The following is a 19,465-nucleotide window of genomic DNA, read 5'->3' as shown; positions in this document are numbered from 1 at the left end:
TCGCCCACTTCCACGATGCAGTGAGCCCAGGAATACCGGTCCGTTGAGCGCTAGTGTCGAGTTGTCGAGATCGAGTTCGAGTGGCCACCGGATCGTGGCCGACCGACACTGAAGCGGCACGATTTTCGCGATCAGACGGGAGAGGCCGCGACGTCGGGGCTTCCCGGATCACCGGTCCGGTCGCTGCCGGCCGCGGGGACATGGGTCTGGCCGTCGCAGAGTGATGGTCAGCGATATTTCCGCAAGGAGTTAGCATGGGAGAGAAGTCTGCCGAGGTCGTGATACCCGGGCCGGACGAACCTCCGAGCACCAGGCGAAACAGCGCAGGCCCGTCAATCATGGAAACCGAGAGGAAGCTCGCCGAAGTACTGGCTGAGGTCGTGTGCGTCGAACGCGTATCGGCCGACAGTCACTTCTTCGAAGATCTCGGCGCCAACTCCTTGGTGATGGCCCAATTCTGCGCACGCGTCAGGAAGCGGTCGGACCTTCCCTCGGTGTCCATGAAGGACATCTATCGGAACCCCACGATCCGGCACCTGGCGGCGGCACTCGCGGACGCCATTCCCACCCCTGTCGACGGACAGCCCCTGACGCGGCCGGCGCCGCCGGCGGCGCTCGCTCAGCCCACCCGGGCCAGCACGACGAGTTATGTCCTGTGCGGAACACTCCAGTTGCTGGTCTTCCTGGCCTATTCCTTCCTCACCGGGCTCGCCACCGCCCGCGGCTACGAATGGGTCGCCGAGGGCAAGAGGCTGAGCGACATCTACGTCCGGTCGTTGTTGTTCGGGGGAGCGGGCTTGGTCGCCGTGTGTGCCTTCCCGATCCTGGCCAAGTGGATCCTCGTGGGGCGCTGGAAGCCCGGTGAATTCCCCATCTGGGGCCTGACCTATCTGCGGTTCTGGATCGTCAAGACGTTGCTCCACGCCAATCCGATGGTCTTCCTCGTCGGCAACCCGCTGTACGTGCTGTACCTACGGGCTCTCGGCGCGCGGATCGGCAAGAGAGTCACGATCCTCTCCCGCTCCGTCCCGGTCTGCACCGACCTGCTCACGATCGGCCCGGACACGCTCGTCCGCAAGGACTCGTTCTTCCTTTGCTACCGGGCGCACGCCGGGCGTATCCAGACGGGCCGGGTCACACTCGGCCGCGATGTGTACGTCGGTGAGAAGACCGTGCTCGACATCGACACGTCGATGGGCGACGGCGCCCAGCTCGGCCACGCATCCTCCCTGTACCGGGGCGAGTCCATCCCGGCCGGTGAGCATTGGCACGGATCTCCGGCGCAGCCCACGGACTTCGACTACATAAGGGTCGAGCGGGCCGAGTGCGGCACGCTGCGCCGGGTCTGCTTCGGCCTCGCCACCCTGCTCCAGCTCTTCCTCCTGTACATCCCGCTGGCCATCGGCGGTCTGTACATGGTGTTCATCGCGGTGCCCGCGCTCGGAAAGCGCGTGGAGCCGACCGACGTCAACTCCGTCTCCGAGCTTTTCGCCGACGCGCTGATCACGTCCCTGGTGCTGTTCTTCGGTATCGTCGTCATCGGTCTCGCCGCGCTGTTCATCGGGCCCCGGCTGCTCAACCTGGTCATCAAGCCCGACAAGGTGTATCCGCTCTACGGCTTCCAGTACGGGGCGCAGCGGGCCATCGCCCTGATGACGAACATCCATTTCTTCACCTGGCTTTTCGGGGACAGCTCCTACATCGTGCATTACCTGCGGGGCCTCGGATACGACCTGACGAATGTGGAGCAGACCGGCTCCAACTTCGGCACCGAAGTGGTGCAGGAATCCCCGTTTCAGGTGTCCATCGGCAGGGGCACGATGGTGGCCGACGGTCTCTCCATCGTCAACGCGGAGTTCTCCAGCACGTCCTTCCGGGTTTCCCGGGCGACGATCGGGCCGCACAACTTCATCGGCAACAACATCGCCTTCCCCGCAGGGGCGAGAACGGGCGACAACTGCCTGCTCGCGACCAAGGTGATGGTTCCCCTCGACGGCGAGATCCGCGAGGGCGTCGGGCTGCTCGGCTCGCCGAGCTTCGAGATTCCCCGGTCGGTCGAGCGCGACTCGCGGTTCGACCACCTCAGGAGCGGCGCTGAACTGCGCCGTCGACTCGCCGCGAAGAACCGCTACAACCTGCGCTCCATGGCCCTGCTCCTGGGCCTCCGGTGGCTGCACACCTTCGCTCTCACGGCGCTCGGCCTGGCCTTCCTCAATCTGTACGGGGCACTCGGGTACCTCCTGATCGCCGTATATCTGGCGTTCACGCTCGGGTTCACCGCCGTCTACTACGCCGTGGTGGAGCGCTGCATCGCGAGGTTCCGCAGGCTGCGGCCCCAGCTGTGCTCCATCTACGACCCGTACTTCTGGTGGCACGAGCGCATGTGGAAGGTGCCGGAACGGCATTTCATGGTATTCAACGGCACCCCCTTCAAGAACGTGCTCTGGCGGATGCTGGGCGTGCGCATCGGCCGCAGGGTCTTCGACGACGGCTGCCATGTGACGGAGCGGACGCTCACCGCCATCGGGGACGACTGCACCCTCAACGTCGGCACCAAGATCCAGTGCCACTCCCAGGAGGACGGCACCTTCAAGTCCGACCGCACCACCCTCGGTGCGGGCTGCACCCTCGGCGTCGCCGCACATGTCCACTACGGCGTGATCGTGGGAGACAACGCCGAGCTGGCACCCGATTCCTTCCTCATGAAGGGCGAGGAAGTGCCCCCGTACGCACGGTGGGGAGGGAACCCCGCCGCCGAGAACCCCGACGCCCCCGGCTGGCCCTTCGGCGTAGGTCCGGCGACGGCGACAGCGACGTCCCCGGCACCCGGTGCCGCGCCGACGGTGAGTTGAGGAAGGCCATGCGATGGAAGCGCACGTGAACGCGGACCGGGAGTTCTGGAGCCGTGTGCTGGCCGCCGGCGGCTCCACCGCGATTCCCCGGTGGGCGCCGGATCCGGCGGTGGGCGTCGCCGCGTACGAGACGGTGGTACCGGGAGACACCGCGGAGGCGGTGCACGCGCTGGCGGGGGAGCTGGAGGTGCCGGTCAGCGCGGTCCTGCTGGCCGCGCACGCGAAGGTGCTGGCCGCGCTGTCGGGTGAGCAGGAGGTGGTGACGGGCTACGCCTTCGGGGCGGACGGCGGCCCGCTGCCGTGCCGGCTGACCGTCGCTCCCCCCACCTGGCGTGAGCTGGTCTCGACCGTCCATCGCAGCGCGGCGGAGCTGCTCGCGCACCGAACGTACCCGGTGGAGGAACTGCGCCGTGAGCTGGGCGTGGCCGGTCCGTCCTACGAGGTGGTCCTCGACCCGGCGGGCGCCGGGAACGCACTCGCCGACACCACGGTGCTCGCGGTGGACTGGGAGGAGCGAGGCGGGCGGACGCTGCTGCGCCTCCGTTATCGCACGGAGGCACTGAGCGCCGACTGCGCGGCCCGGATCGGCGGCTATCACCTCACCGCGCTCAGGCTGATGACGGCCGATGCGGAGGCCGAGCACGCACGGCAGAGCCTGCTGTCGGAGGAGGAGGTGCGGCGTCAGATCGACGGACTGGCCGGGCCCCGGCGGACCCTGCCGGAGCATCGGGTGCACGAGCTGTTCGAGCAGCGGGTTCGGGCCCACCCCGAGGCGGTGGCCGCTGTGCACGGCGACCGTACATGGACGTACGCGGAGCTGAACTCCCGCGCGAACCGGCTGGCCCGGGCGCTGCTGGTCCGAGGGCTCGGCCGGGAGGGCGTCGTCGGTGTGGTCACCGAGCGCAACCTCGACTGGCTGGCCGCCGTGCTCGCGGTCTTCAAGGCAGGGGGCGTGTACCTGCCGATCGAGCCGCATTTCCCGGCCGGCCGTATCGAGGCGACACTGGCGCGTTCCGGATGCCGGCTGGTGCTGACCGAGTCCGGCAGCACGCACACGCTCGACAAGGCCCTGGCCCTGCTGCCCGACATCGAGAGGCTGCCGGTCGAGACGGCGTACGCGGAACAGCAGGCCGACAGCGATGTCTCGGTGAAGGTCACGCCCGACCAACTGGCCTACATCTACTTCACCTCCGGCTCCACCGGCGAGCCGAAGGGTGCGATGTGCGAACACGAGGGCATGCTCAACCACCTCTACGCCAAGATCGACGACCTGGGCATCGGCGAGGGGCGGGTGGTGGCGCAGACGGCCCCGCAGTGCTTCGACATCTCGCTGTGGCAGTTGCTCGCCGGGCTGCTGGTGGGCGGGCGGACCCTCCTGGTCCGGCAGGACGTGATCGTCGACGTCGAGCAGTTCGTCGACACGCTGGCCCGCGGCCGGGTCGGTGTCCTCCAGGTCGTTCCCTCCTACCTCGAGGTGGTGGTGTCGTACCTGGAGCAGCACCCCCGCGAACTGCCCGACCTGACGTGTGTGTCCGTGACCGGCGAGGCGCTGAAGCGGGAGCTGGTCCAGCGCTGGTTCACGATCCAGCCGGGGATCAAGCTGGTCAACGCCTACGGGCTGACCGAGACCTCCGACGACACCAACCACGAGGTCATGGACCGGGTGCCGGAACGCGTGCTCCTGGGACGGGCCGTCAACAACGTGCGCGTCTATGTCGTCGACGAGCATCTGTCACTGGTGCCGCTGGGCGCCCCGGGCGTGATCGCGTTCTCCGGGGTGTGTGTGGGCCGAGGGTACGTCAACGACCCCCAGCGGACCCGCGAGGCGTATCTGGACGATCCCTACCGGCCGGGCGAGCGGCTCTACCTGGGAGGCGACTGGGGACGCTGGCACCCGGGAGGCGCACTGGAATTCCTCGGCCGCCGGGACCACCAGGTCAAGATCCGGGGCTTCCGCATCGAGATCGGAGAGGTCGAGAACAACCTGCTCAGGGTGCCCGGAGTACGGGACGGTGCGGTGGTCGTCGCGGAGCTGGCGGGCCGCAGCGCGCACCTGATCGCGTTCTACACCGGCCGGTGCCAGCCCGCGGACGCGTTGCGGCAGGCGCTGAACGCCGTGCTGCCCGCCTACATGGTTCCCTCGGCCTTCCACTGGCGGCAGAGCCTGCCGCTGACGGCCAACGGCAAGATCGACAGGAAGGCCCTGACCGCGATCGCCCAGCAGACCGCCTCGGCCGCGGACGCCGGCCCCGCCGGGAAGCAATTCCAGGAACCGCGCACCTCCTCCGAGCGGAAGCTCGCCGCGGCCTGGGCGGAGTTGCTGGGCGTCCCCCAGGACCACATCGGCCGGCAGGACCACTTCTTCGACTCCGGCGGCACCTCCCTGTCGGCGGTGAAACTCACCATCGCCCTGGGCCGGGCGGTGTCCCTGAAGGACATCACCCGCAACCCGGTGCTCGCCGATCTCGCCGCGCTCCTCGACGGCGCGGCCCAGCGGCGCGCCGAGCTGCTTCAGCCACTGTCCGCGCCCGACGGTGCGCCGGACTGCGCCCTGGTGTGCTTCCCCTACGCGGGCGGCAACGCCGTCAACTTCCAGCCCATGGCCGGCGCCCTTGCCGGCAGCGGGACGGCGGTCTACGCCGTCGACCTGCCCGGCCATGACCTGGCCGCGCGGAACGAGCCGTTCGCGCCGATCACGCGGGTGGTGGAGCGGGTCAGCGCCGAGATCGAGGGACGGGGCCTCACCAGGGTCATGCTCTGGGGGCACTCCTCGGGCGCCGCTCCGGCGCTCGAGACGGCGAGGAGGCTGCTGGAGGCCGGGGTGGACGTCCCCCGGGTGTTCATCGGCGCCCAGCTGCTCGGCACCGCCGCCGAGCGGCGCTCGGCCATCGCCGAGCTGACGGGGCGGAGCAATACCGAGATCGCCGCCCGGCTGACCGCCGACAGCGGCTACACCGAACTGGGGGAGCTGACTGCGCAGCACGCCGAGCACGTCGGTGCCGCCTACCGGCACGACTGCGTGTCCGCACACCGCTACTTCGCCGACGTCCTGGAAAGTCCCCCGACGGCGAAACTGTCCGCGCCGGTCACCGTGGTCCTCGCCGCCGACGACCCGTACACGTCCGGGCCCCCCGACCGCCACCGGGGCTGGCAGCTCCTGGTGGACCGCGTCGACCTGCACGAACTCGCCGAAGGAGGCCACTACTTCCCGCGTACCCGACCGGCCGAAGCGGCACGGGCCGTCCTGGGCGTGGCGGAAGTGCTGACCTCCTCCTGATCCTCCCCGAGTCCGCGGGGGGCAATCGAAAGGAAACCGAGATGTCCTCCTCATCCCCGGCATCACTGCTCGAGGTGGAGCTGCCGCCGGACAGGCCCCCGATCCTGCACGTCGACCCGCCCGGCGATCCGGCCGGCTGGGCGGCCGGGCACCGCGACGCACTGCGCGGGCAGGTCACCGAGCACGGAGCGCTTCTCGTCCGCGGCCTCGGACTACGGGACACGGGCCAGGTGGGCGCCGTCTTCGCCGGACTCACCGACGGTCTGATGACGGAGAGGGAGGCGTTCGCCCCCCGGCAGAGCCACGGCCCCGGGCTGTACTCCTCCGCTGCCTGGCCGGACAACCAGCCCATGTGCATGCACCACGAACTGAGCTACCGGCTGGAGGTTCCCGGCCTGATGCTCTTCGCCTGTCTGAGCGCGCCCGACCAGGGCGGCGCGACCGCCGTCGCCGACGCGGAGCGCATGCTCCAGGCGCTGCCCGCCACGCTGACCGAACGCTTCGAACGCGAGGGCTGGCTGCTCACCCGCAGCTACAACGACGAGATCGGGGCGTCCCTGGAGGAGTCGTTCGGCACCGACGACCACGCCGCCGTGGAGCACTACTGCCTCACCCACGCCATCGAGTTCGCCTGGCAGCCGGACGGGTCACTGCGCACACGGCAGCGCCGCAGCGCAGTGGTGCGGCACCCGGGCACCGGCCGGCGTTGCTGGTTCAACCAGATCGCCTTCCTCAACGAGTGGACGCTGGCCCCGGAGGTGCGCGAGTACCTGGTGGACGTCTACGGCGCGGACGGGCTGCCGTTCAACACCCGCTTCGGCGACGGCAGCCCCATCGGCGAGGACGTCATCCAGCTGATCAACAGCACCTACGAGGAGCACACCCGGCGCGAGCCCTGGCAGCCCGGGGACCTGATGCTCGTCGACAACATCCGCACCGCGCACAGCCGCGAGGCCTTCTCCGGAGAGCGCCGGGTGCTGGTCGGCATGGCCGAACCGCAGCGCCTCCCCGACAGCGACCCCACCCCGGAGGTGAGCCAGCGATGACGACCCTGCCGTCCTCCGCCACCGAGGCCGCGCCGCCGCGGGGCCCCGCGCCGACCTTCGCGGTGATCTCCGGTGCCCAGGTCCAGCAGACACTCGCCGGACGCGAGAAACAGATCGTGGAACTGGTCGAGACCACCTACCGATTGCACGGCGCAGGGGACTCGGTCAACCCACCCTCGTACTTCCTGCGCTTCCGCGACCGCCCGACGGCCCGGATCATCGCCCTGCCGGCCTCCATCGGCGGGTCCGTGCGGGTCGACGGCGTGAAATGGATCTCCAGCTTCCCGGGCAATGTCTCCGCCGGGCTGCCCAGGGCCTCCGCGGTGCTGATCCTCAACGACCCGGAGACCGGCTACCCGCTGGCCTGCCTGGAAAGCTCCATCATCAGCGCCACCAGAACCGCGGCGTCCGCCGCGCTGGCAGCGGACTGGCTCAGCCGCACCCGGCCGCGCCCCGCCCGAGTCGGATTCTTCGGGGCGGGCCTGATCGCCCGGTACATCCACTCCTTCCTCATCGGCACCGGCTGGGCGTTCGACACGATCGGTGTGCACGACCTGTCCGCCGACAGCACCTCCGGCTTCTGCGGCTATCTGCGGCAGTCCCCGTCCACCGGGCAGGTCACCGTCCACGACAGCGCCGAGGACCTGATCCGCTCCAGCGACCTGGTGGTCTTCGCCACCGTCGCCGGCAAACCCCATGTCACCGACCCGGCGTGGTTCAGCCACAATCCGCTGGTCCTGCACGTGTCCCTGCGCGACCTCGACCCCCGGATCCTGCTCGCCTCGGCCAACTACGTGGACGACGTCGAGCACTGTCTGAAGGCCGACACCTCGCCCCATCTCGCGGAGCAGGCCACCGGCAACCGCGACTTCCTGGACGGCACTCTCAACGACGTCATGACCGGGCAGGCGACCCCGCCGGCCGACCGAACGGTGATCTTCTCGCCCTTCGGGCTCGGCGTCCTCGACCTCGCCGTCGGCAAGTACGTCTACGACGAAGCCGCCCGGGCCGGACACCTCCACCTCATCGACGACTTCTTCCACGAGCTGCGCCGATACGGCTGAAGGCGCCTTGCTTCAGCCCTGGCACCAGGAGGCCACCGTGCCCGTGATAACCGTTCCTCACGCCTTCAACGAAAGCCAGCTGTACGTCGACCTCGAGCCGATCTTCGGGCGTTCTCTCTACCTGAAGTGCGAGGGCTTCAACTTCGCGGGCTCGATCAAGCTGAAGGCCGCCATCGAGATGGTGGAGACGGCCGAACGGGAAGGAGTCCTGAAGCCGGACTCGATCCTCGTCGAGTCCTCGTCCGGCAACCTGGGCGTGGCGCTCAGCATGATCGCCGCCAGCAAGGGCTACCGGTTCCTGTGCGTCACGGACTCCCGATGCAATCTGTCGACCCGACTCCTGATGGAGGCGCTGGGCAGCCAGGTACACATCGTCGCCGACCTGGACGCCAACGGCGGCTTCCTCGGCGCGCGCATCGACTACGTCCGCGAGCTGTGCGCCTCCGACGACCGGTATGTGTGGCTCGGTCAGTACACCAACCCTGGCAACTGGCGGGCGCACTACCGCACCACGGCGCCGGAGATCGCCGAGCACTTCCCGGAGCTGGACGTGCTGTTCATCGGGGCGGGCACCACCGGGACGCTGATGGGCTGCGCGCGCTACTTCCGCCAGTGGCGCAGGCCCGTGCGGATCGTCGCCGTGGACAGCGTCGGCTCGGTGGCCTTCGGCGGCAAGCCGGGGCGCCGGATGATCCCCGGCCTGGGCATGAGCATGCGCCCGCCGCTGCTGGACGAGTCCTTCGTGGACGACGTGATGCGGGTGGAGGAGGCGGACACCATCCGTGCCTGCCACCGTCTGGCCCGGCGAGGGTTCCTGTTCGGTGGCTCCACCGGGACGGTGGTCAGCGGCGCGATGGACTGGCTGACCCGCCACGACCCGCACGGTCTGACCTCGGTGGCCATCGCCGCGGACCTCGGCGAGCGCTACCTCGACACCATCTACCAGAGCAACTGGCTGGAAGCCCTGTACGGCGACCGGATCCTCCTCGACTCCGAAGGGACCATGAAGGATCCCCGGGGAGGCCAGCCCATCCCGCGGGCCTCGCGCCGACGCCCGGAGACCTAGGTCTACGCCGGCCCACGAAGTGCTGCCCGACGACACCGGCCGTCGGATCTGTGACCAGCGGGGCTTACCGCCCCGCTGGACCAGACCTACGGCAAGGTCGAACGCCCCCACCGCATACTGCCGTGAAACGGCGGGGCAGGGATCGCGTCCCAGCCGTTCCCGAAGGCCTTCGGGACCTCGTCGCGGATGTGCGCCGGTCCCGGCGTCACTTCACGCAGCCCGCAGGGACCACAGGGCTGCGCTGGCAGTTGGTGTGCGTGTTGTTCACGATCCGCGAACGCAGCGTCCCGACCCGGGTGTCGGTCCATACACCGGCCGGCGCCTTGGCGGCGGAGTTACCGATGATCCGCGCGTTCGACAGGGTGACGTGGCCACCGAGGTTGTAGAGGCCCCCGCCTTGGGACGCGCTACCGGTGACCGTGTTGTTGCTGACCGATGTGTCCCGCAGGGACAGTGAACCGTCGTTGTAGATGCCTCCGCCCCCGGGCTGGGTCGAGATGATGCCGGCGCGATTGCGGTCGACGGTCGAGCGGAGGACCTGCAGGTCGGCTCCGCTGTAGATACCACCGCCGCCGTCGCCGGACGTCGCGGAGTTGTGATCCACGTGGCTGTCGCGGACGAGGGCGGTCCCGCCGCCGAACTCCAGGCCTCCGCCGTCGAAGCGCGCGACGTTGTACCGGATCTGGGATTTGATGATCGTGGTCCTGGAGATGGAGCCGAACTGGACGAGGCCGCCACCGAACGTGGCCGTGTTGGCCACCAGCTCGGAGTTGCTGATGGTCGCGGTGCCCATCACGGCCACCCCGCCGCCGTTGCGCCCGGAGGAGTTCTGGCTCACCCTGCTGCGGTACAGATTCAGATTGCCCATGGCCTGGACCAGGATCCCCGCACCGAGCTCTTGGGTCCCGGCGACCTTCCCGCCCCGGACGGTGACGTCCCGCACGTCCAGGCTCCCGCCCGAGGCCACGTGCAAGATCCGGAAGCGGCCGGATGCCGACGCGTCTCTCTGGATGGTGGCGCCGTTGCCGAGGACGGTGATCCGCTTGGTGATGGCCGGGAGGCCGTCCTGGCGGGAGTAGGCGGCGGTCAGGTGGTAGGTGCAGTGCGGGGCGAGCGCCAGCCTGCCGCCTGTGCCGCTGTTCGCGGTCTTGATCGCGGAGATCAGGGAGGCGGCGCTGCACCGAACCTGTGTGGCGCCGACCTGCCGGCCGGATCCCGGTGCGGCGGCAGCGTGTGGAACGGCGAGGGAGGCGACGACGGCGGCTCCACCGAGGTAGCAGGCGGCCTGCCGGGCGACGGCGGCACAGTTGGGCATGGGTGTGTTCCTTCCGGAATGGGGACGGTCGAGGAGGGGACGCGTGGTCGTCCAGCTTCCACGAGAGATGACGGCCTCAGGGCCGGGCCACACCCGGGCCCCGGTTGCCTGTCCCCCGCCGGGAGGACGGATGCCCGCCGCCGACTACTCCGCTCGGCCGACCGGCCTGGTGGCCGGTGTCCGGCGCGCGGACATCACGAGGAGGGCGCGTTGTGCCGTCCGTGTGCCTCCTCGGCGAGCACGCCGGCCGTGGGCGGCCCGTCCTGGGGGGTGTGCTCCGGCGTGGGAGTGTGCCCGCCGCGCAGGGCCGAGGCGGCCGCGGAGACCAGGGCCATGGCCGCGGCGACGCCGAAGACGATGGTCAGCCCGTGGTGGAACGGCCCGGAGACCAGCCGGGGGAAGAAGCCGTGGCCGGTCAGCGAGGCCTGCTGGGCCGCCGAAAGGTGGCTGAGCGTCCCGCCGGAGGCGAGCAGGTGCTCGACGGGGTTGTTGCCGAGGAACGTGGCGAACAGCGTGCTGACCGGCGGCAGGGACGCCGCGTGCCCGGCGGCGCCGGCCGGGACGCCGTGCGCCGTGAGTCCGGCCCGTAGGGACGCGGGCAGCGAGGAGGCCAGCCCGGAGACCATCAGCGAGAAGAACACGCCGATGGACAGGGCGGTGCCGGAGTTCTGGAAGGTCGAGCGCATCCCCGAGGCGACGCCCCGGTACTCCGGCGGCACACTGCCCATGACCGACGACGTGTTGGGCGAGGAGAACATGCCCTGGCCGAGCCCGTTGAGCAGCAGCAGCGCCGCGAACACCCCGTAGTCGAAATCGACCGGCAGGGTCAGCAGGCCCAGGAAGGAGGCAGCGACGACGACCAGACCCGCGGTGGAGAACACACGGGCGCCGAACCGGTCCGACAGATAGCCGGACAGGGGACCGGCGATCAGGAAGCCCAGCGTCAACGGCAGCATGAAGATGCCCGCCCACAGCGGGGTGTCCTCGAACGCGTAGCCGTGCAGGGGCAGCCATATCCCCTGCAACCAGATGATGAGCATGAACTGCAGCCCGCCGCGCGCGATCGCGGTCAGCAGAGCGGCCAGATTGCCCGCGGCGAACGCCCGCACCTTGAACAGGGCCAGCTGGAACATGGGCTCGGGGACCCGCGTCTCCGCGTAGCAGAAGAGCAGCAGCAGCGCCGCGCCCCCCAACAGACCCGTGAGCACCCAGGGGTTGGCCCAGCCGGTGGCGCTGGAACCGTAGGGCTGGATGCCGTACGTGATGCCGGCCAGCAGGATCCCCGCGCCCGCCGCGAAGGTGATGTTCCCCAGCCAGTCGATGCGGGCGCGCCGGCCCGCCGCGGTCTCGCGCAGACTCAGATACGACCAGATCGTCCCGGCGGCACTCACCGGCACGCTCACCCAGAACACGGCCCGCCAGTCGACGGCGGCGAGCAGACCGCCGGCCAGGAGTCCGAGGAACTGACCGGCGAGCGCGGTGATCTGGTTGATGCCCAGGGCCATGCCGCGTTGCCGGGTGGGGAAGGCGTCGGTGAGGATGGCGGCCGAGTTGGCGGTGAGCATGGAGCCACCGAAGGCCTGCACGATGCGCCACAGGATCAGCCACAGGGCTCCCGCGCCCGCCCGGAACGGGTCCAGGGACAGCGCGATCGACGCGCAGGCGAAGACGAGGAAGCCGAGGTTGTAGATCTTGACCCGGCCGTACATGTCGCCGAGCCGGCCGAGGACCACCACGAGTACGGCCGACACCAGCAGATAGCCCAGGATCATCCAGAGCAGATAGCCGATGTTTCCGGGCGCGAGCGGGTCGAGGCCGATCCCGCGGAAGATCGCGGGCAGCGAGATGATCACGATGGAGGCGTCCATCGTCGCGATCAGTACACCAAGCGTGGTGTTGGACAGGGCGACCCACTTGTAGCCCGGGCCCGGGGGCAGTTCCCGCCGGCGTGTGGTGCGCGCCGTACGGACGGCGGACGGCCGGCCGCCCACCGCGCGGTCCCCAGGCCGGTCGCCGGTGCCGGAGGCGCCCGCGCTCACAGCCGTGCCGCCAGTCGGTCGAGGAGGGGCAGCGCCGCGGCGAGCGTCTCGCGCTCCTGAGCCGTGAACTCCTCCAGGGCGGACGAGAGACGGTGGACGGACTCGGAGTGCCGCTCCGCCAGCATGGCCCGTCCCTCCTCGGTGATCGCCACGACGGCCCGCCGTCCGTCGGCCGCGTCGGGTGTACGACGCACCAGCCCCCGCTGTTCGAGCACGGTCAGCGTGCTCGCCATCGCCTGCGGCCGTACGCGCTCCAGGTCGGCGAGGGACCCCGGCGAGCCGGGACCTTCGGCCGCGAGCCGCGCGAGCACCGACACCCCGGAGAGCGACACATCCCCGACGGCGTGCGCCTGACGCAGCCGCCGGGTCATCCGGCCCACGGCCAGCCGCAGACCGGAGGCGAGGCGGGCGGTGTCCTCCGCGGTCGCGATGCGATCGGAAGCCGTGTCCTTGTTCACCATCACAGGTACTAACACTAGGTTTATCAGCCTGAGCTGTTCAACCCGATGTTATTAATTGTCGGGTCCTCCTGGGCTGATCCGGTAAACACACCCCGGACGCCTCAGCCCCTTCGTTCCCCTTCGCGCTCTTCGGCCCGTTTTGCTGGCTCCTGTCCTGGTTACCCGCCCGGTGAAACCGACGGCCGACATGGAGAGGAGGGCGCTGCCATGAGCGACGCGACGATGGAACGCGAGCAGGCGGCGCGGCTTCCGGAGGGCGACGTGGTCCGCATCCTGCTGTTGCAGCACGCCCGGATCCGCGACTTGTTCGCCGAGGTCAAGAGCGCGCAGGGGGAGCAGAAGAAGTCGATCTTCGACGAGCTGAGGGCTCTGCTGGCGGTCCACGAGACCGCGGAGGAGATGATCCTGCGGCCCACGGCCAAGAAGACCGCGGGGCAGGCGGAGGCCGACGCCCGCAACCATGAGGAGAAGGCGGCCAACAAGGTCCTCGCCCAGCTGGAGAAGATGGACGTCAGCAGCCCCGAGTTCGACGACAGGCTCGCCGCCTTCGAGCGGTCGGTGATCGCCCATGCCGAGCACGAGGAGCAGGAGGAGTTCCCCGCCGTGCGTCAGGGCTGCGACGAGGACCAGCTCAAGCGGATGGGCGCCCAGCTCCAGATGGTCGAGAAGATGGCACCGACCCACCCGCACCCGACCGCGGCGGGATCGCCCGCCGCCCAGTGGATCACCGGGCCCTTCGCCTCCCTGGTCGACCGGGTGAAGGACGCCGTCACCCGATCCCGCGGCGGCACCTGACACGGCGAGGCCGGCCGTGCGGCCGTACGACCGGCTGCGCTTCGACGGCTGGATCGCCGGCATCGGTACGTCGTCCGGGACCCGTGTGGTGGTGGGGCGCTGGGTACGCACGCCGTTCGGGCCCTTCGACGACGTCATGCTCGAGCGGCAGGACGGGCACCGCCTCCTGCTGGCCCCCTCCGCGCAGACGGCGGACTTCATCGCGGGCACCTACGCCTTCGACGAGGTACGGGTGACGCCGGTCAGGGTGGATATCGCCGGGCGTCACTGGACGGTGACCGCCCCGTGCCTGCATCTGCACTTCACCCTGGGCCGCCGGGGTGCCCTGGGACGTCTGCTCAGGGCCGTGCCCGGGCCGCTCTCCGCCCGTCCCGCCTGGGCCGCGGCGGTGGCCCTGCCGGCGCGGCTGCTGCTGGGCGCGCGGACCTGTGGCAGCGCGGGCGCCGGCCGGTACGAGTGGTACGGGGCGAAGGACCTGCATCCCGTCACCGCCGCCGCGGCCCGCTACGAGGGCGAGGACCTGGGCTCCCTCGCCCCGGTCGAACCGCCCGTGCGGTTCGGGTTCGGATCGACCCCCCGGGCCCCCTGCGTCGTACGCCTCACCACCACCGTTGCCATGGGCGCCCGGCACGAGCCCTGCGGTTCGCCGCCCGGCCTTGCCCGACCGTGAACAAGGTGTGGCCAAAGTTTGAGTCGTGCTCGGACCCCTCCTGCGGGAAGGTGGAAGGGTGACAGCGGGCACTACGGAACTGGCCCAGGAGTGCGAGCGGCTGCGGGTGGAGAATCGGCATCTGAAGCGCGCGGTGGTTTCGCACGCCCTGGTCGACCAGGCCATCGGCGCGGTGGTCGTACTGGGGCGGATCCCGCAGGACGAAGCCTGGGGGGTGCTGCGGGACGTCTCGCAGCACACGAACACCAAGCTGCGGCTCATCGCCGAACACGTCCTCAAGTTCGCCCAGGGCGGCGACCTGCCGCAGCCGGAGCTGGACGAGTTCAGAAGGGCCCTGGACCGCACCAGGATCGCTTCCCGCACCCGTCCCTGAACCCGGGACCGCGGCCCCCGGACCCTCCCCGTACGTCGAACGCCGGGGGCTGCATCAGTGGAAGATCGCAGCGGACGGGTCGGGCGAGCGGACCGGGACGGCCGCGGACCGCTCCGCCGGTTCGTCACGGCCCCGCGACACCACCGACGCGCCACAGCGGATTCCGCGCACCGACGGGCAGCGCGATGGCAGTATCCCTCCGGAGCAGGTGGAAGACGCGGCAGCCGCCCTGCTGCCCCGGCACGGCCGGCGGGCTCCGGGCGGTGATCAACGCAATCGGTCTCGTGCTGCACACCAACCTCGGCCGGGCCGACGGACTGCCGAGCTGGACCTGTGCACAGGCGTACGCGCCCGCCGAGGGCGCACGGCTCTGCGGGACCCTGCACGACCGGGCCCCGTCCGCCGCGGCGGTGCACGTCGTCGACAACGGTGCCGCCGCGCTCGTCCTCCTCGCCACCGCGCCGGCCGCCGGCAAGGACATCGTCGTCAGCCGGGGGAGATGGTGGTGGAGATCGGGGACGGTTTCCGGCTCCCGGACCTCGTATCCACCGGGGCCCGGCTCCGCGAGTTCTGCACCACCCACCGCACGACCGTCGCCGACTACGCCGCCGCGATCGGCCCGGACACCGGCTTGGTGCTGAAGGCGCGCCTCTCACAATCGCTCGGGGGAGCTGAACAACCGTCACAAGGTCACCGGCGGGCGGTTCGAACAGGCCGTGCCACGATCACGGTCCTCGGCCGTGGCCGCCGCGCAGACCTCCGGCCAGTTGCTCGTCGCCGGTGCTGCAGCCGTTGCGACCCCAGTGGCAGGGCAGGCCCACCAGGTGCAGGCTGCGCCCGTGCACCGGTCGGCGGTGACATCGGGTCGGTGACCGGCACCCGCGCCTGGATCACCCGTGCCGACCATCGTCGCCCATGCGGTGTGCGCAGGGCCCCGCTCGGGTGGGGGCGGTTGCAGGGGTTCGGGTGCATCAACTGCCGTACGGGGTGCGCCGCATGCAGTGGGCACAGGCTCATCCCCTTCCCCACGGCCGCTGGTGAGTACCCGTGACGTGCCCGGCCGAACCGGTGTCCGTCCCGGCGAGGAGGTGTGAACCCGGGCTGCCGGGGGACTCCGGCCTGCGGTGTGTCCCCTCGCGGAGCGCACACCGCGCCCGTAATGTCCGGGTGGCTCGGTGATCGGATTGCTTGCCGGTGACCGTGGTGAGTTGCCTGACGGTGGCGGTGACGGTGACGGTGGCGAGACGACGACGTGTGAAGAACTCCGGGGCCACAGGGTTCCGGGGTACCGGGGTGAGCGGCTCACCCGGAGGGCGGCGCGGTGACACAGCGACACATCTTCGGCGACGTGTTCGCCCTCTTCGGCTATGCGCTGATCGCCCGCCGGGCCGGCCGCGGGACGGGCGCCTCCAGACGGCCGGAACGCCCGAGGCTCGAGGCGTACTGCATCAGCGTGCTGACCGGGTTCGCGGTCTTCCTGGTGGCGTGGACCGCCTGGCAGAACCACCGGGAGCACCGGGCGGCCGGCGCCGCGCCCGTCCGGGTCGACGTGACCGGCTTCCAGTGGTGCTGGGACTTCCGCTACCCGCAGTCCCCCGACCGGCGCAGAGTCTCCGCGAACTGCCGGGCCGGGAAGCTGCCGACCCTGGTGGTCCCGACGGGGCGTCCCGTCCAGCTGCGGCTGACCTCCCGTGACGTCGCACTTCGTCTACGGCCGGTGGCTGCTGGCCCTGGCGATTCCACTGCTGGCCCTGGCGGGCGGACTGGCGCTGCGCGGCACCGCGCCCCGGGAGAGGTGAACCGGCGTGCACCACACGGCACACCCGGACTCTCTGGCCTCCGCGGCGGCGATGGCCTGTTCCGGCCTCGTCCTGGCCGCGCTGGTCCCCGGCGCGCTCTGGCTCGTGCGCCGCGCGCCGCTGTGGGAACGGGTGAGCCTGCCCGCGGGCGTCGCCCTGCCCCTGCTGGTGCTGACGCACGCCTGGGCGGTGCTCGGCGACATGGTGGGCCTGACGCCCCCCGGCGGGGCGTTCCTGACCGAACCGGCCCTGCTGGCGGCCGCAGTCGTCTTCCGGCTCCCCGTCCTTGCGCACACCCGGCACCGCCTGAGCGACCCGGGCCGCTGCCTCTGTCTGTTCCTGGCCGCTCCGCTGCTGGATCTGCCCGCGGTCGGAGTCGTGGCCGCCGGGCACTCCCTGGAGGGTCTGGCCATGATCGTCGCCATGCTGCCCGTCGGCGGCGCCGCGGTGGCCGTCACCTGGGCATGGGTCAACCGCGAGGAGCGGATGGCCGCGCACGCTCTCGCACTGCCGGCCGGGGACGGTGATCTGCGTGCTCCGTGACACACGACTGCCCCTTCTCGTCTTCGACGTCAACGAAACGCTCACGGACATGGGCCCGCTCGCCGCGCGCCTGGAGGACATCGGCCTGCCCGGGCGTCTGCTGCCGGTCTGGTTCGCCGGAGTGCTGCGCGACGGATTCGCCCTGACTCTCGCGGGCGGTCACGCCTCCTTCGCCGCTGTGGCCCGGGACGTGCTGCTGACCCTGCTCGCCCGGGAACGGCCCGGTGCACCGGACCCCGGAGCGGCCGTGGACCACGTCCTGGCCGCTCTGCCCGGGCTGCCCGTGCACCCGGACGTGCCCGACGGCGTACGGGCCCTGTACGCGGCCGGACATCGCCTGGTGACCCTGACGAACGGCTCGGCCGACACCACCCGCGCGGTCCTGGACCGGGCCGAACTCGGGGACTGTTTCGAGGAGCACCTCGACATCGAGGGCGCGGGCAGCTGGAAGCCGGCCAGGGCCGCCTATGCGTACGCGCTGCGCGCGGTGGACGTACCCGCCGCACAAGCCATGCTGGTCTCGGTGCACCCCTGGGACGTCGACGGCGCCGGACGGGCGGGTCTGTCCGCCGCCTGGCTGCGGCGGACACCCGTTCCCTACCCGGCGGCGCTGCGCCCCGCCGACCGGGAGGCCGCCGGGGTCGCCGATCTCGCGCGCCGACTGGCCGCCGGGTGAACCCGCGTCGGGCCGGCCGTCAGCGGAGAGCGCCTCTCCAGCCGCTCCCGTTGCGGCACGACGGTGTACTCGGGGTCCTCGGCGGACGCCACCCCGGCGTGGAACACCCCGAACCGCAGGGCCGCCGACCCGGTCATCAGGGACGGCCGGTGCCGTAGCAGGAGAAGAACTGCGCCTCGCGCGCCATGGGTTGCCCGCTGCGTCCGCGACGGCGCCGGCGGCGACCGGTGGACGCACCGGTGAGGGCTGCGCGTCCGGGCCGTGCCCCCTGCACCCCGTCGTGGGTGACATCCGATCCGCTCATCCCGGCGAGACGGTCGTAGCACAGGGTGCACCAACCCCTTGCTCGGCTTGCTCAGCTCTCATCGCCCTCGTCCGCCTCGCCCGGACCGGCCCGCACCACATCGATACGGCCGCGCTGCCACTCGGCGGCGGGCATCTCGACCCGCCGGCCGAAGTACCACCGGCTCAGCGCGTTGCGGATCCGGTGCTTGCGGAACCAGCGCCAGACTTCCGTCCCGTAGGCGAGCGGCCGGGGCTCGTCGCGCACGAGGACGCGGTACACCTCGGCCGCGGGCAGCAGCGTGCGTGCCTCCTGGTACCCGCCCCGGGCCGTGCGCCGGACTGGTACCCGCCCCGGGCCGTGCGCCGGAGTCCTCGGTGACCTGACTCTCCAGCAGACGGCGGCGGTCGGCCGCCTGCAGGCCCAGGCAGGCCCGCTTGGTGACGTGATAGGTCAGGAAGGGCACGACGAACAGCGCGCTGCGCTGCTCGGTCTGACCGGGGTCCGCTGTGCGCGCCCGGCCGCGGTGGGCGCGGTCTGGGACGAGGCCCTGGCGACGGCGGGGCCGACCGTACTCGAGTTCGTCGTGGACGGAGAGATACCGCCGGACTGGGCGGCGGCCGAGGGAGCACGGCGCGACGAGGACCGGTCGCTTCCCGGGATCTCCGGCGGGATTCTGCGCCGGAAGGTCCAGGCGGCGATCGGGGATCTCTTCCGTTCGCCGTAAACGGGCGGAGAGGGGCCGGCCGCGAGCATCACCCGAATGGCGTGCATGCCGCCGTTTCGGTACCGCGAGGCGGGAAACCCAGGAAGCGGCGCCGCGGCGGGATGGTCGCGGCGCCGCACGAACCCAAGGAGTTGGTCCCTTATGGCGGCGAAGTCAGGTCCCAAGCGGGAACGGCAGTACGAGCACATCAAGGAGAGCGCCCAGGAACGCGGGGCCTCGACCGGGCGGGCCAAGGAGATGGCGGCGCGAACGGTGAACAAGCAGCGAGCCCAGTCGGGCGAGACGAAGTCCTCCCGGTCCTCCTCGAGCAGAAGCGGCTCCTCGGGCGGATCGTCCCGGTCCTCGCGCGGCGGTTCGTCGCGGTCGGCCCCCACCCGCGACGAACTGTACGAAGAGGCCAAGCGCAAGGGCATCGAGGGGCGGTCCACGATGAACAAGGAACAGCTCTCCAGGGCCCTCGGGCGCTGAGCGGAAGGCGG

At 70.8% G+C, this 19,465-nt stretch carries 17 protein-coding genes and 1 pseudogene; 13 read left to right on the top strand and 5 right to left on the bottom strand.

The genetic code is table 11. The features are described 5' to 3' along the window. The first annotated feature begins 254 nt into the window (after window positions 1–254). From LZ604_RS21545 to sbnA, 5 genes are read left to right on the top strand one after another with little or no spacing between them, the layout of a single operon-like run. Entirely contained in the window at window positions 255–2,852 is a 2,598-nt protein-coding gene (locus LZ604_RS21545; protein ID WP_234517059.1) for a Pls/PosA family non-ribosomal peptide synthetase, read from the top strand. A 13-nt stretch (window positions 2,853–2,865) separates the two neighbouring features. Further along, entirely contained in the window at window positions 2,866–6,129 is a 3,264-nt protein-coding gene (locus LZ604_RS21540; RefSeq protein ID WP_234517058.1) for a non-ribosomal peptide synthetase, read from the top strand. A 41-nt stretch (window positions 6,130–6,170) separates the two neighbouring features. Further along, window positions 6,171–7,175, top strand: a complete 1,005-nt coding sequence (locus LZ604_RS21535) for a TauD/TfdA family dioxygenase (RefSeq protein WP_234517057.1) — start codon at window positions 6,171–6,173, stop codon at window positions 7,173–7,175. Beyond that, window positions 7,172–8,239, top strand: a complete 1,068-nt coding sequence (sbnB, locus tag LZ604_RS21530; RefSeq protein ID WP_234517056.1) for a 2,3-diaminopropionate biosynthesis protein SbnB — start codon at window positions 7,172–7,174, stop codon at window positions 8,237–8,239. The genes LZ604_RS21535 and sbnB overlap by 4 nt, the downstream gene beginning before the upstream one ends. Window positions 8,240–8,276: 37 nt before the next feature. After that, a complete protein-coding gene (gene sbnA / locus LZ604_RS21525) occupies window positions 8,277–9,305 on the top strand; it encodes a 2,3-diaminopropionate biosynthesis protein SbnA (protein WP_234517055.1) in 1,029 nt (342 codons plus the stop codon). 205 nt (window positions 9,306–9,510) lie between these two features. Here sbnA and LZ604_RS21520 read toward each other — a convergent pair whose 3' ends face one another. The 3 genes from LZ604_RS21520 to LZ604_RS21510 all read right to left on the bottom strand — a co-directional run bounded on the left by LZ604_RS21520 (window position 9,511) and on the right by LZ604_RS21510 (window position 13,120). Next, window positions 9,511–10,620, bottom strand: coding sequence for a right-handed parallel beta-helix repeat-containing protein (locus LZ604_RS21520; protein WP_234517054.1), 1,110 nt, complete (start codon window positions 10,618–10,620; stop codon window positions 9,511–9,513). Between the two features lie 194 nt (window positions 10,621–10,814). Then, window positions 10,815–12,488, bottom strand: a complete 1,674-nt coding sequence (locus tag LZ604_RS21515) for an MFS transporter (RefSeq protein ID WP_234517086.1) — start codon at window positions 12,486–12,488, stop codon at window positions 10,815–10,817. Window positions 12,489–12,655: 167 nt separating this feature from the next. After that, a complete protein-coding gene (locus tag LZ604_RS21510) occupies window positions 12,656–13,120 on the bottom strand; it encodes a MarR family winged helix-turn-helix transcriptional regulator (RefSeq protein ID WP_234517053.1) in 465 nt (154 codons plus the stop codon). Between the two features lie 207 nt (window positions 13,121–13,327). Here LZ604_RS21510 and LZ604_RS21505 point away from each other — a divergent pair, with 207 nt between their 5' ends. The 6 genes from LZ604_RS21505 to LZ604_RS21480 all read left to right on the top strand — a co-directional run bounded on the left by LZ604_RS21505 (window position 13,328) and on the right by LZ604_RS21480 (window position 17,976). Further along, window positions 13,328–13,915 (top strand): hemerythrin domain-containing protein, encoded by a 588-nt coding sequence (locus tag LZ604_RS21505; protein WP_234517052.1) that lies wholly within the window; start codon window positions 13,328–13,330, stop codon window positions 13,913–13,915. Window positions 13,916–13,931: 16 nt separating this feature from the next. Further along, window positions 13,932–14,585 (top strand): hypothetical protein, encoded by a 654-nt coding sequence (locus tag LZ604_RS21500; RefSeq protein WP_234517051.1) that lies wholly within the window; start codon window positions 13,932–13,934, stop codon window positions 14,583–14,585. Between the two features lie 58 nt (window positions 14,586–14,643). After that, window positions 14,644–14,958 carry an ANTAR domain-containing protein gene (locus LZ604_RS21495; RefSeq protein WP_234517050.1) on the top strand — a complete coding sequence of 105 codons (315 nt, stop codon included), beginning with the start codon at window positions 14,644–14,646 and terminating at the stop codon, window positions 14,956–14,958. A 499-nt stretch (window positions 14,959–15,457) separates the two neighbouring features. Beyond that, complete coding sequence (locus LZ604_RS36305) at window positions 15,458–16,009, top strand: hypothetical protein (protein WP_372482173.1); 552 nt, start codon at window positions 15,458–15,460, stop codon at window positions 16,007–16,009. A 754-nt stretch (window positions 16,010–16,763) separates the two neighbouring features. Continuing rightward, complete coding sequence (locus LZ604_RS21485) at window positions 16,764–17,300, top strand: hypothetical protein (RefSeq protein WP_234517049.1); 537 nt, start codon at window positions 16,764–16,766, stop codon at window positions 17,298–17,300. Beyond that, window positions 17,290–17,976: a haloacid dehalogenase type II gene (locus LZ604_RS21480; RefSeq protein ID WP_234517048.1), complete on the top strand. Its 687-nt coding sequence runs from the start codon at window positions 17,290–17,292 to the stop codon at window positions 17,974–17,976. The genes LZ604_RS21485 and LZ604_RS21480 overlap by 11 nt, the downstream gene beginning before the upstream one ends. On the opposite strand, the pseudogene LZ604_RS21475 reads toward LZ604_RS21480, so the two are convergent. Then, window positions 17,898–18,119 (bottom strand): annotated as a pseudogene (locus tag LZ604_RS21475) (hypothetical protein); the annotation flags it as partial. The gene LZ604_RS21480 and the pseudogene LZ604_RS21475 overlap by 79 nt on opposite strands. Window positions 18,120–18,331: 212 nt before the next feature. Continuing rightward, a complete protein-coding gene (locus LZ604_RS21470; protein WP_234517047.1) occupies window positions 18,332–18,526 on the bottom strand; it encodes a hypothetical protein in 195 nt (64 codons plus the stop codon). A gap of 178 nt (window positions 18,527–18,704) precedes the next feature. On the opposite strand from LZ604_RS21470, the gene LZ604_RS21465 reads away from it, so the two are divergent. Together LZ604_RS21465 and LZ604_RS21460 are read left to right on the top strand one after the other, a co-directional pair. Beyond that, window positions 18,705–18,986, top strand: coding sequence for a hypothetical protein (locus tag LZ604_RS21465; protein ID WP_234517046.1), 282 nt, complete (start codon window positions 18,705–18,707; stop codon window positions 18,984–18,986). Window positions 18,987–19,127: 141 nt separating this feature from the next. After that, window positions 19,128–19,454, top strand: a complete 327-nt coding sequence (locus LZ604_RS21460) for a plasmid stabilization protein (RefSeq protein WP_234517045.1) — start codon at window positions 19,128–19,130, stop codon at window positions 19,452–19,454. Window positions 19,455–19,465: the final 11 nt, after the last annotated feature.

Source organism: Streptomyces glomeratus, from assembly GCF_021462825.1.
GTDB classification, from domain to species: Bacteria; Actinomycetota; Actinomycetes; order Streptomycetales; family Streptomycetaceae; genus Streptomyces; species Streptomyces glomeratus.
This window is presented reverse-complemented; position numbering and strand designations above follow the sequence as displayed.

Coding starts and splice junctions, on each gene's coding strand:
- LZ604_RS21545 (WP_234517059.1), top strand. CDS start 255: ATGGGAGAGAAGTCTGCCGAGGTCGTGATACCCGGGCCGGACGAACCT.
- LZ604_RS21540 (WP_234517058.1), top strand. CDS start 2,866: ATGGAAGCGCACGTGAACGCGGACCGGGAGTTCTGGAGCCGTGTGCTG.
- LZ604_RS21535 (WP_234517057.1), top strand. CDS start 6,171: ATGTCCTCCTCATCCCCGGCATCACTGCTCGAGGTGGAGCTGCCGCCG.
- sbnB (WP_234517056.1), top strand. CDS start 7,172: ATGACGACCCTGCCGTCCTCCGCCACCGAGGCCGCGCCGCCGCGGGGC.
- LZ604_RS21520 (WP_234517054.1), bottom strand. CDS start 10,620: ATGCCCAACTGTGCCGCCGTCGCCCGGCAGGCCGCCTGCTACCTCGGT.
- LZ604_RS21515 (WP_234517086.1), bottom strand. CDS start 12,488: ATGGACGCCTCCATCGTGATCATCTCGCTGCCCGCGATCTTCCGCGGG.
- LZ604_RS21510 (WP_234517053.1), bottom strand. CDS start 13,120: ATGGTGAACAAGGACACGGCTTCCGATCGCATCGCGACCGCGGAGGAC.
- LZ604_RS21505 (WP_234517052.1), top strand. CDS start 13,328: ATGAGCGACGCGACGATGGAACGCGAGCAGGCGGCGCGGCTTCCGGAG.
- LZ604_RS36305 (WP_372482173.1), top strand. CDS start 15,458: ATGGTGGTGGAGATCGGGGACGGTTTCCGGCTCCCGGACCTCGTATCC.
- LZ604_RS21460 (WP_234517045.1), top strand. CDS start 19,128: ATGGCGGCGAAGTCAGGTCCCAAGCGGGAACGGCAGTACGAGCACATC.